This window comes from Shewanella sp. SM55, assembly GCF_025654025.1.
In the GTDB taxonomy this organism is placed as follows: domain Bacteria; phylum Pseudomonadota; class Gammaproteobacteria; order Enterobacterales; family Shewanellaceae; genus Shewanella; species Shewanella oncorhynchi.
This window is the reverse complement of sequence record NZ_JAKKRS010000008.1, coordinates 105266-117620: the sequence shown is the minus strand read 5'-3', so window position 1 is coordinate 117620 and position 12355 is coordinate 105266. Positions and strand designations below refer to the sequence as shown.

The following is a 12355-nucleotide window of genomic DNA, read 5'->3' as shown; positions in this document are numbered from 1 at the left end:
GGCTTAATTAGGCAGTACAAAATTACTTGGAATGCTCATCTTGGCGCTTCGCCCATTGGATAAACAGCACCACAGGATAGGGCGACATTAAAACCAACCCTAAACCAATCAGACTTGAGATCAATAACATGCCGCTTATCTCTAGACTCCATTGCGTCAACATATAAAACCCAAGTCCACAAACTAGCATCAATACACCTAACCAATGTAAAAACTTCAACAAATTCAGAGTACTTTTAAATGAGCCTGTCATATAAACCCCTTTAGATCTTACGAAAAACTTGTCACACTATGGCCATAATCATGGAAAAAGGAACCGCAACGATGTTAAAACAAACATTCATCTTAGGTGCATTACTCTTAGGCATCACAGCCTGCCAAAGTGCCGATATAGCCCCAAATGATACCATTCCATTAGAAGGCCGCTGGCACATTGAAATGGTTCAAGGCCAACCGACTATCGATTACAGCCCAGCGCAAATCACCTTTGAGGCCGAAGGTAAATTACACGGCAACAACAGCTGCAATAACTTTTTCGGTCAATATACTCAGCAAGGCGAAGAGCTTAAGCTATCTCCTGCCGGTAGCACAATGAAAGCCTGTGTGGATGCCCTAATGCAGCAAGAGCACAAAGTGATGCAAGCTATGCCATTAGTTACCAAAGCAAAATTAGTGCAAGGCCGACTTACCTTACTTAACAGCGACGACAAGCCAGTGTTAATGTTAAGCCAAATGAAGTAACCATAAAACTTGTCAGCATAAAAAAACCGCCAATGGCGGTTTTTTAGTTCACTAACCAGCAATAAAAGCTCCCTATGCTTTGACACTCTTAGCCGCTGCAATTTCGAGGGCGATATTCTGTTCGGCGATTACGGCGCTTTGATCTATGTCGGCATTATAATGCGCCATATCCAACTCATCTTCAGACTTTGCAATGACAGTCGTCGCCACTAAGTCACCGGAGACGTTTACCACAGTACGCACCATATCTAAAATACGGTCAATCCCCGCAATCAATGCCACCCCTTCTAAGGGAAGCCCTACGGTTGTGAGTACTAAAGTCAACATCACTAAACCCGCACCGGGCACACCCGCAGTACCAATAGAGGCCAACGTCGCCGTTAAAATAATGGTGAGATAATCGACGACAGTCAGGTCGATACCAAACGCCTGTGCCACAAACAGCACTGTGACCCCTTGGTATAATGCTGTGCCATCCATATTGATTGTGGTGCCTAGCGGTAATACGAAGCTAGAGATCTTCTTATGAACCCCCAAATTTTCACTCGCACACTTCATACTCACAGGAAGCGTGCCCGCAGAGCTCGACGTGGTAAACGCCACTAACATGGCATTGCTAATCCCTTTAAAAAACTGCAGCGGGCTCAATTTAGCAAATCCGCGCAATAAAAAACTATAGAATCCAATCACATGAATAAAACAGCCAAGGTACACAGCAATAATGACTTTGATCAGTGGCCAGAGCATATCAATCCCATACTCCCCCGCTACCCAAGCCATTAGCCCAAATACACCGTAGGGTGCGAGCTTCATCACCATGTCGGCCATTTTATACATGGCCTCAGCTAAACTTTCGAACACTTTAATTGCAGGTTTTCCATGCTCGCCAATCAGCACTAAGGCGATACCTAAAACAATCGCAAATACTATAACTTGCAAAATTTGCCCGCTTGCTAAAGCCGCAATAGGATTCGTCGGTACTATGTCGATCAAAGTATCGACTAAAGAAGGTATTTCTTTGGCAGTTTCAGCCGTGCCATCTGCCAATGACAAACCTAAACCTGCACCGGGTTGAAGAACATAACCGACAATCAAACCGATAGTGATCGCGATAGCCGTGGTAAAGAGATAAAACGCAAAAGATTTAAAACCAATACGCCCCATCTTGTTCGTATCTTGCATCGAAGTAACGCCCACAATCAGTGAGCAAAATACCAATGGCACAATCAGCATCTTAATGGAATTAACAAACAAGGTGCCTATCGGTTTTAAGTGAGTCGCTTGCTCGCCGAAGATGATGCCCACTAAAATACCTAGCACCATACCGATAACAATTTGCAGCCACAGCGGCACTGACATCCAGCGAGACCAAACACGGCCTAATGCTGACGACTTTTGTTTTGTCATATTGATAACCTTGAATTCGAAACTATGATGGGGCAAAGACCAAAACTAGCGCGCTAGTTTCTCAGTCTAAATGGGGCAATCGCCGAGTCTAGCAGAGGGGTTTTAATCGAGGGATGATCTGGGTCACGTTGAGCTAAACCGCCTTAAAATCAGTAATATTAACCAAACCAAGTTTGTTAAATTGGCCGCTGAGATGTTAGTATTCCTGCTTAAGCATCAAAATATTCTGTGACTTTTTTTGGTGCTATTTGCTGACGATAAAGCGACGCAGGCGGTTGCTCACGCTCAATCAAATAACTCCAATAATCGTCATCAAAACCACTGAAAATAAAGTCGGACTTACCGTTAGCTTTTAAGACCAACCACCACCAAACTAAACCCCATAAACCAAAGCTCAACAGCGTTAAAATAAAATGCAGACGATGATTTATCTGTTCATCAGCAGCAATATCATAGACGGGTAAAATTTTAAGTTTATAGCGGCGAGTAGACTTAATAAATCCCATCATTAACTCACTTAATTCAGCGAAAGGACACTAGAGATAAGCCTAGCAGATAAGACTTTAGTCGTACAAATATCCACAGCAATAAATAATATCAGTGCCTAACCTGCCACTGCCAAACTCGTTATCCCTCGTCGTTCCATGATAAAGTGAATCACAAAATGTTGTTTACTAAACAAGAGCGGTATTGCCAAATAACCGCCTAGGAGTTGTAGTATGTTGATTCGTAAAGCTAAGGCTCAAGACCTAATCGCCTTAGTGCAGTTTAATCAGGCCATGGCCCAAGAAACCGAAGGCCTAGCCTTAGATGAAGCGACACTGACTCGAGGTGTGGGCACGCTACTTGAGAGCCCGCAAAAAGGGTTTTACCTGGTCGCTGAAATCGCAGGTGAGCTAGTCGGCTCGCTCATGGTGACATTTGAATGGAGCGATTGGCGTGCGAAGGATTATTACTGGATCCAGAGTGTGTATATTCGCCCGAAAAATCGTCGCCAAGGCATCTATGCCAAACTCTACAGCGAAGTCAAACAACTGGCCGAAGCCAATGGTGGTGCCGCAAGCTTCCGTTTATATGTCGAGCAAGAAAATCTCGCCGCACAGCAGACCTATCAAGCGTTAGGGATGAAGCAGAGTTACTACTTAATGTACGAAGAAAAATAAGCGATTCAAATGTTATACGTAATAAAAAAGGATCGGGCCAATGGCACGATCCTTTTCTTTTTACGACTCACGATTCACATTCAAACCGCGTTCCTACTAGATTAAAACTTAACGAAAGAAACCAAACAGAATAGCCGTCATTGCCAATAAACCCGCTATAACCACGAAGATATTGCTGATGCGACCACGGTGCGCTTTTAATGCTGGCACTTTGTATACAGCATACATAGGCATCAAGTACAGGATAGCCGCGATAATTGGGCCACCTAAAGCTTCAATCATATTCAAAATACTTGGGTTTTTGATTGCCACGGCCCAAATCGTCACAAACATAAACACCAGAATAAATTTGTTGATTTTTTGCTCTGAAATGCCTTTTTTATTCGTGTCTAACTGCTTAACAATAATCCCCTTCATGCCTTCTGTCGCGCCCATGTAATGGCCAAAGAAAGAAGACACAATCGCGATAAAGGCAATTAATGGACCAAAGTAGCTCACAAAACCACTTGAATGCACGTTGGCGAGATAAGACAAAATCGGTAGATTCTGAGCTTTCGCTTCGGCCAATTGTGCTGGCGATAATGACAGCACACAAGAGAACACAAACAACATCACAAAGCCCACTAACATCATGGAAGTATTACGTAAAATAACATCAGCTTTGCGAGAAGCATTCGCGCCATGGTCACGTTTCAATGACACAGAAAACTGTGAAATCGCTGGAGAATGGTTAAAGGCAAACACTAAAACTGGAATCGTTAACCAAACTGTGCCTAAAAATGCACCCGCTTCTGGTACGACGAGTAAAGCATCCATTTTCCATTCAGGGATCAGGTAGATAGACATAAAGGCCAAAATACCCACCAGCGGATACACCAGCAATTGTGTCACTTTGAGCATGAATTTCTCACCTGCGACCATTACAGCCATCATACCGAGGATCAATACACCCGATAGAATGAAGCGTGGTGGCGATGCCATGCCTAACTGATTGACGATAAAGCTATCAACAGTGTTGGTAATACCCACACCGTAAATTAATACAATCGGGTAGATAGCAAAGAAATACAGTACGGTAATGGCTTTACCCGCGCCAACACCAAAATGCTCTTCAACTACTTGAGTAATGTCGCTACCTGGAATGCTTGATGAACAAACAAAACGAGATAAACCACGGTGGGCAAGATAGGTCATAGGACCGATGATCACTGCCATTAACACAAGAGGCCAAAAGCCGCCCATGCCCGCATTGATAGGTAAAAATAAAATTCCAGCGCCAACGGCAGTGCCGAACAAACTCAACATCCAAGTCGTGTCTTGGCGAGTCCAAGGTAAGTGTTTCGTTGAATCTAGATTCTGTGTGCTTTGAGGTGTTCCAAGAACACTGGTCGCATCTTTTTGCATATAAAAGTTACCTTACGGTGTGACTAGCATAATAAATTCGCGCTAAGGATAACCAAAAAAAGCCCATAAAAGTTGATCTGACACGGCTTTATGTAAGGGAATTTCATAATAAACTGATATTGAGATCTAGATCGCTGATTTAATGTAATAAGTTTTCAATACAGCATCAAAACATATACATAAAAAGCCACTTAAAAATACAAGGTATTCACCTCAAGCGAAATCCAGTGACATTGCATAAGCGCCGAGAAAAACAGCTAACCGGGCATATGTCACAAAAATCAACAAAACGAGACTAGCCGCCGCATACTCACACCTAAGGTAGATCGAGATCACAGTCGTTAATGTTAAATTTTTACAAATCGCTATCAGTCGCAAACACGCATAAAAAACGGCTCATCCAGATTCAACTCCGAAGTGAGCCGCTAACGATTAAAGCGCAAAATCTGACTTATGGTTTTTGTAGTGTCAGCTCAGTCGTCGACACTACAGCAGGTGCTATGTCAGCCTCTTTGAACAACAAAGGACGGAAGCTTTTAGCACTCGAGTACAAGATACTTTGATCAGCAAACGCAGGCGTTAAGATATTACTCGACTCAGAGTAAGTTAAAATCCCCCGCGCCACAGGCCCCTCATCGGTAAAGTTCACCGCCATCATCCAACTCGACCCGTAACGCACTTGGTATCCTTTCGCCGTTAAGCCAGAACTCATCGCCTTGCCAGTGACCACATCCATCACAGCAGCGTATTTGTGCTGCGGGATCAAAGTGTCATCACCCGACAAACTGGTTGAAAACACGTTGAATCCACCTTCAGCATTATGACTACCCGGCCAAGGTAAACGCGACCCGCTTGGCGTTCCATCTGGCAGCGATTTCTCCACAAATTGCACATCCCCCAATGGCGCATCTATGGCAAAGCCTGCGGCCTCAAGGTTAAGCGCACTGTGCGCCAAGGCCTTTAAGGCACTACCATCCGTAGTCAAGGTTTTAGGTGTCGTTGCCGCATTTGTGGGATCGAATCCTTGGGTCAACATAGTTGTTTGGCTGAATAGATGGGCAAATTCACGTAGTAAAGCACCACCTTTACTGTCGTTATCTTGCTTACCGTTCCACTCCTTTAATGCCGCACAAGCCGAAGAGACATCCTTAGATAAACTCGCCGACACCACCACAGGTGTACTGCCTTGGGCATCACACTGGGCAATCAAGTCAGGCAGCACTAACTCGGCGAGATAACTGCGATTCGACAGCACCGCCGCTTCGAGTTCTTCCAAGCTGAACTTGCCATCAGCCCCCGCGGCGTCCTGCATTAAACTCAAGCCCATCCGTGTACGTAGTGATAGCTGTCCAGCCTCTGCGCCGTACATAGGCGAGAAGTAAGTCAGCGGTTCATTCAAGTTGGTCGACCAAAAGGAGTCATTGGAGTTTTGCACAAAGTCGCTGCGCTCAAGCTTGGGCGCACGCTCATAGGGCGTAGGACCATCGAAGCTAAACAACGAAGTGTTACCGGGTAAAATCGTAAATCCGGCTTTTGCCTTAGCCGCTTTAATATCCGGTGAGGTTTTTAACAACACAACTGCCGATTCAGATAATCCTGGCACAGTTGAGTCGTCGATATAAAAAGCATTGCCCTCTTTATCGGCGTACATAGTGTTATTGAAGATGACGCCATCGTAGTCCTTAAATGCCTGTTGGAACTCTTCTTTGTTCGTCGCCATGTTCATGGCTAACCAATGGTCAACAGGGTCCATAGTCCCCATATTGGCATCTTGGATCATAAAGGCACTGCCATCATCCCAACCAAAAGGCGCTAAAGCGGGAGGAGCTTCGACCATAGGGCCTTTGGCCGTAGTATAAATATCTTTCTCGGCGACCAGCATGCCCGCAGGACCTGCATTCACTAGAACCGACACTGTCTCTTTGGTGATCGGCATAGGTTTACCATCAAACAAATACTGCATCCGATCACCCGAGACTAACTCAAGGTTATACATCACAAAATGCTCAGCAGTAGAGAAGGTATGAGTCCAAGCGAGATCTTTATTGAAACCAATATTAATCGGTCCTGGCATACCCACTAACGAGCCGCCCATCATATCTAAATGCCCTGGGATCGTAATATGGGATTGCCAAAAACGCAGGTTACCCGTATGCGGGAAATGCGGATTACCTAGCACCATGCCCTTACCATTTTCGGTTTTATCCTTGCCTAAACCCCAACCATTTGAGCCTAAATCGCGGGGATTGGTTTCTGGTGTCGTGATACGAGCCGCGCGGGCAATCAACTTAGACTGCATATCGGCCACAAACGCAGTTTGGTCTTGGCTAGGCGCGGGCCCAACGATACGCGGCATGTATTCCTGTGCATCTCCTGGGTTCGCGTAAAAAATCAGATCGAGAAAGTTAGCTGCGCCCGGTAATAAGGCGATAGAAAACAAATAAGTCACCACATCTTCTGGCACTATGGGTTTCACCCAAGGCTGACCACCACAGAAAGGTTCTGCCGTTTGTGTGCCCGCTTCGACATCAGCAAGATATTGGTTATAACCAGAGGTAAAACCTTGGATAAGTGCCCGAGAGTTTTCACTAAATTTCGGCCATTTTTCTTCGGCTTGCGCTCTGATCTTTAGCGCTTTATAGGCAAAATCTGAGATAAGGTTACCGTTATCTTCCGCCGTAGGTTGACCCGTAGTGAAGTCAATCGACGCATGGGGACCAAAGTACATAGAACGCTGTGAGTTCGCCTTGATAAAACCATCGGCTAATACACATAAGTTGTCCTGTGCCTGCGCATAACCGCTGCCAAAACCTAAACTTTCTAAGTTGTCAGCTTGGATATGCGGCACACCGTAGGTCGTACGGCGAATACTGGCTTTGAGTAAACCATTGGGGGCAAAAGCTTGCAGTTGAGTTTCAGGTTCGGTAGGCGTAGTGCTATCTTCGCTATCGTTACAGCCGGTCAGTATTACACCGCAGGCCATTCCCATAGCAATCACGAGTTTGTTGAATTTCATTATTATTATCTCTTGGTTTTGGTTCCTTCAATGACATAGCCTTACTGCCTATTCCAGCCCAAATTACTGAAGGAGCAATAGTTGCATGTCGCTTCCTAGTCCCTAAGGCTGGCTATTGCCTCCCCTACTGTTGGCTTTTTTACTGAGCTTCGCCGACGACTGTGGCAGAATAGAAAACCCAAACGCTTAGACACCTCAGACCATTTAAGCAATGATTCAAACGAGCGTCCACATTAAAATCCAAAATAAATAACTTATATGCAACAAAACATTATTAAGATAAAAGTGGGTTCTAAAAACCCAGTAAAAATCAACGCGGCAACTAACGCCATAGCACAGCTGTTCCCTGAGAGCATCATAGAAGCCAGCGGCATGGATGCCCCTTCTGGTGTTGCGGCGCAGCCAATGACAGATCTCGACACTCGCCAAGGGGCGATCAATCGGGTGCGCTATTGTCAACAGCAGGACCCGCAAGAGACTAAAGCCGATTACTATTTTGCGATGGAAGGCGGTGTCGATTGTTTCGACTTTGGCCCTGCCACATTCGCCTATATCGCGATTGGCCATAAAGACCAGCTTGCCATTGGCCGCAGTGCGATTTTACCTTTACCAATGCAAGTTTATCGGGCATTAGAAGCGGGGGAAGAACTCGGGGATGTCATGGATAGGTTGTTCAATACAATCAATATTAAGCAAAAAGGCGGTGCCATAGGTTTACTCACCCACGGCCATGCGACCCGTGAAAGTAATTACACCCAAGCGATTATTCTCGCCATGGCGCCATTATTGAATCCTGATATTTACACAGTCGATTGTTAGTAATATGTTGCAAGAGGAATTAAAGCCCGCTAACTTAGTTGTGACATGCAACCAAACCTATTCGACTATGGCTCAAACAAACGCACCTTTGGCTCAAGATCCCGCGAAGCCTGTGACTCAAACTAAGCAAACGACTGAGTCAGGCTCATCCGCCCAACTCAGGCATTTGTCTCGCTATCTGGTGAGAAATTTAGGCATGCTCAACGCCGCCTTTGGGGATTTACCCCTTTCGCCCGTGCAAGCCCATGCCCTGTTTGAGATAGGCAAGCAGCCCCTGACCATCAAAGAGCTTGCAAGCAAACTCAGCATTGATAAGTCCAATGCGAGCCGCGCTATCAAGCATTTGATCGATAAACATCTTGCCCAGAGTCAGGTGCACCCACGGGACAGTCGCTGCTTAGTTGTGCAACTGACACCTGCGGGTAAGAAGTTACTCGTTAAATTGGATACTCAGCAAAATCAATTGTTCCAAGGGATCTTAGCCCAACTGACTCCATTGCAAACTTCACAAATCGAAGAGGCCCTCGTGTTATATAACCAAGCCGTACATAACGCCAAGCAGCAAAGTAGTTGTCACATTCGCCAAGCCACAGCCCAAGATGATGCCGCAATTGCCAAAGTCATCCGCGATGTTTCGGCCGAATACGGCTTAACCGCGGATAAAGGCTATAGCGTGGCGGACCCGACCTTAGATTGCCTAAGCCAGATCTACTCCCAAGCGGGCGCCAACTATTGGATTATTGAATTAGAGGGCCGCATTTTAGGCGGCGCCGGTATTGCGCCTTTAGCTAACAATGATGGCGTCTGCGAACTGCAAAAAATGTACTTTATGCCAGAAATCCGCGGCAAAGGACTCGCAAAACGCGTAGCGTTAATGGCACTCGATTTCGCCCGCGAAACGGGTTATCAAAGCTGCTATTTAGAAACCACCGCTGTACTAAATGAAGCCGTAAAACTCTATGAGAAATTAGGCTTTGTACATCTGTCGGCTCCCCTAGGGAACACAGGCCACGACGCCTGCGAAATGCCGATGCTGCTAGATCTTAATCAATAGGATATGAAGCAGAATTCCAATCAAAGTAACAATGCCAAACATGTCATCATGCAACTTGTTTGGCATTATCAATTTGTATCAAAAAATGTTATTCAAACAGGATCATTTTAATTATCAGTCTTAGGGCATAGTTTTTCTTAACTTAAATGCATTAAAATATGGCAATTTTACCCCACTCAATTTTTAATAAATTGAAAGGTGTTTGATACCATTTTGTTAACGGCATTAAATAGGGAACATTATGCTCAGTTGGATTTTTAGTGATAAGAAACTCACACTTCGGGAAATATGCCTAGATAACACGCTTTCGACCTCGGCTAAAATAAAGAAAGTTGATCAATTTCTTGCCGATAGTGGAGATCTCAACTTTATTGATCTCAATATTTCGCCCTGCAATATATTAGTTCCACTATCTTGCAGTCCTCAGTCCGATTTAGTGCTTATAAAATACTTGCTCAGCAAAGGCGCTAAAATAGAATATAATGGTTTCAGTGCCTTGCATTCGGCTATTGAATATAACAACTCAGAACTCGTTACCCTATACCTAGACTCTAGTGCCAATCTTTACTTTCAAAATCAATATAATAATTGCTGGCTCAACTACCTATTTCATCCTAATCCGCAATATATCTATCAAGACCATCAACGTAGAGACATGATCGACCTTCTACTTGCAGCTAACTTAGATATCAATAAACCGGTGAGCTTTTGGACTAATGGTGAATTAAATCACCCACTAGAAATATTATATGATGAACGCAATAAAGATCTGTTCCTGCATATCATTAATAAAGATATCCCATTAGACATTGGCAAATTAAGCCTGATTGAAAACATTATTTCTTCGAGCGAATTTTGGGGAGTAGAAACATTTTCTCCCTTAGTTAAACGCTTCCCTGCATTTAAAAAGTCACGCTATATTATGGCCAACGATAGCAGCTTCTGGGATGATGCCAATTTACTCGAACTATGCGTTTACGCCAAAGCGCAAGACTACACTGAATACCTGTTAGACCATTATCCGCAGCTCAAAGCCGACTCCCATGCTAAAAGTTTGGTCTATGCGGCATTGACCTCAGAATTTGACCTTAGGATTATCAAAAAACTGATTAAGGCCACCGTCGATATCAATCGCATCTATAGGATGACACCGCCTGATGCCGACCATTCACCCTTGCTCAACCAATATATTAATAATGCCCAATTTACCGATCCGAATAAACGGAGCTACATCTACCAAGCCCTTGAACTGTTGCTCAAATATGACGCTAATCCAAATGCCGAATTTGTGAATACGGGTAAACCCTATGAGATGTTAGTCTGGTCGAATTTACGACTATTGGTTTATCCAATGGTCGAAAAGAAAACCTTTCTGCCCGAGTTTTTCGATCTGTTCCTGCAATATGGTATGGATATCAATAAAAAATTTGGGGCGGTGGATGAACCAACCTTACTCACTATCTGCCAGCGTGGTTCAGGGAAAGAAGATCAAGCAACGCTTATCCAAGTGATGGAATATCTGCTCACCAAGGGGCTAGATTTAAGCCTCACCAATATCTACAACACTAACTATGTGTCCGCGGCGGCCATCTCCTGTCGAAGCCAACTACTTGAATGGCTCATTCACCAAGGCGGGGATATTTTTACCCATTGTGGCCACGATAACTCACCCATTCTACACAAGGCGATTTCGACCTACTGGTGGGATGAAATTACCGGCCCTATGCGGCGAAAAACCGTAGAACTCTTACTGCGCCATGGAGCAAAGTTAGAAGAATTCTCAGTAGATGAGCAATTTACGCCATTAATGTGCGCCAGTTACTACGGCGCACAGTCCTGCGTAGAAGCGCTACTCGAACATGGCGCCAACCCAAATGCCATCAATGCCGAAGACACCACTCCTGCCCTTTGCGCTGTGATAGGTGGCAGTTCAATCGAGTTCCCCCGCTTTGAATCAACAGCTGTGCGGATCTTAAGACTTTTGCAGCAATATGGCGCCGACTTAACCGTGACCAATAGCTTAGGCAATAGCCCGCTAATAGCGGCTATTGAGCAAGAATATAAAGAGATTTTCGAAGCGCTGCTGCAGATAGCCTCCTACAGTGAAACTCAGCTTGAGCAAGCACTTAGCAAAGCCCTGCCGCAAAGCTATTTCCAGCGCCGCCTGCTACAAACACTGGGACGCGAGATACCGCCAGCCCCCACAACCATAGCCCACAATCGCGCAATACCAGCAACAGCTTCGAGCAATGCCGAGCCTATGACGGCCAATCCGCAAGCATCTGAGGTGAATGTGACACCTGCCCCCGTCAAGCAAGCCAAATTAGAGGTGAGTAATGCGGCGGCAAATCGAGATAAAATCCCAACGCTATTCGATCTCAAAACCAAAGTGCATAGCTTTTTTAAACTGATCGCCACCGATCCGACGATCACAGTTGAGCAACTCAATTCGGTGAGAGTCCTTATTGATCAATTGATAGAAAAGCTCGACAACTTTAGCTTTTTCCGCAATCAAGCGACAAAGGCCGAATTTGAGGAAGGTGTTCAGGAATATATCGATGAAACCGTCGAAGAAATTAACGGAATTATCGAGGATGATTATCCAGCGCTTACCGAAGCCTTAGTCGATTCAGTTTGGACGATTTTACAGTACTTTAGGGTTGAGATTGATATCGAGACCGCACTTAGAAAGCGCTTTTGGTAACTGTCAGTCACAGATTAACGTCTCTTTGTTAGGGACGTTAATCATTA

General features: G+C 44.9%; 10 protein-coding genes. 5 read left to right on the top strand and 5 right to left on the bottom strand.

Annotation, left to right across the window (positions count from 1 at the left end):
- Positions 1–22: 22 nt before the first annotated feature.
- Positions 23–253, bottom strand: coding sequence for a hypothetical protein (locus L5L91_RS12050; protein WP_028759411.1), 231 nt, complete (start codon positions 251–253; stop codon positions 23–25).
- 71 nt (positions 254–324) lie between these two features.
- On the opposite strand from L5L91_RS12050, the gene L5L91_RS12045 reads away from it, so the two are divergent.
- Positions 325–741 carry an META domain-containing protein gene (locus L5L91_RS12045; protein WP_263236669.1) on the top strand — a complete coding sequence of 139 codons (417 nt, stop codon included), beginning with the start codon at positions 325–327 and terminating at the stop codon, positions 739–741.
- A gap of 72 nt (positions 742–813) precedes the next feature.
- Here L5L91_RS12045 and L5L91_RS12040 read toward each other — a convergent pair whose 3' ends face one another.
- The gene (locus L5L91_RS12040) at positions 814–2148 is read right to left on the bottom strand and encodes a dicarboxylate/amino acid:cation symporter (protein ID WP_263236666.1); all 1335 of its coding nucleotides are present in this window, start codon (positions 2146–2148) and stop codon (positions 814–816) included.
- A gap of 209 nt (positions 2149–2357) precedes the next feature.
- Positions 2358–2654, bottom strand: a complete 297-nt coding sequence (locus L5L91_RS12035; RefSeq protein WP_113939800.1) for a hypothetical protein — start codon at positions 2652–2654, stop codon at positions 2358–2360.
- Positions 2655–2867: 213 nt separating this feature from the next.
- Between L5L91_RS12035 and L5L91_RS12030 the strand changes: the two genes are divergently transcribed.
- The gene (locus L5L91_RS12030) at positions 2868–3311 is read left to right on the top strand and encodes a GNAT family N-acetyltransferase (RefSeq protein WP_105250107.1); all 444 of its coding nucleotides are present in this window, start codon (positions 2868–2870) and stop codon (positions 3309–3311) included.
- Between the two features lie 108 nt (positions 3312–3419).
- Here L5L91_RS12030 and L5L91_RS12025 read toward each other — a convergent pair whose 3' ends face one another.
- Positions 3420–4715 carry an aromatic amino acid transport family protein gene (locus L5L91_RS12025; protein ID WP_028761640.1) on the bottom strand — a complete coding sequence of 432 codons (1296 nt, stop codon included), beginning with the start codon at positions 4713–4715 and terminating at the stop codon, positions 3420–3422.
- A gap of 451 nt (positions 4716–5166) precedes the next feature.
- Complete coding sequence (locus L5L91_RS12020) at positions 5167–7731, bottom strand: acylase (protein WP_263236665.1); 2565 nt, start codon at positions 7729–7731, stop codon at positions 5167–5169.
- A 258-nt stretch (positions 7732–7989) separates the two neighbouring features.
- Between L5L91_RS12020 and yjjX the strand changes: the two genes are divergently transcribed.
- The 3 genes from yjjX to L5L91_RS12005 all read left to right on the top strand — a co-directional run bounded on the left by yjjX (position 7990) and on the right by L5L91_RS12005 (position 12308).
- On the top strand, positions 7990–8550 hold the full coding sequence (gene yjjX, locus L5L91_RS12015) for an inosine/xanthosine triphosphatase (RefSeq protein WP_263192596.1): 561 nt from the start codon (positions 7990–7992) through the stop codon (positions 8548–8550).
- Between the two features lie 4 nt (positions 8551–8554).
- Positions 8555–9604 carry a bifunctional helix-turn-helix transcriptional regulator/GNAT family N-acetyltransferase gene (locus tag L5L91_RS12010; RefSeq protein ID WP_263192598.1) on the top strand — a complete coding sequence of 350 codons (1050 nt, stop codon included), beginning with the start codon at positions 8555–8557 and terminating at the stop codon, positions 9602–9604.
- Between the two features lie 241 nt (positions 9605–9845).
- Complete coding sequence (locus tag L5L91_RS12005; protein ID WP_263236663.1) at positions 9846–12308, top strand: ankyrin repeat domain-containing protein; 2463 nt, start codon at positions 9846–9848, stop codon at positions 12306–12308.
- The last annotated feature ends 47 nt before the right edge of the window (positions 12309–12355 follow it).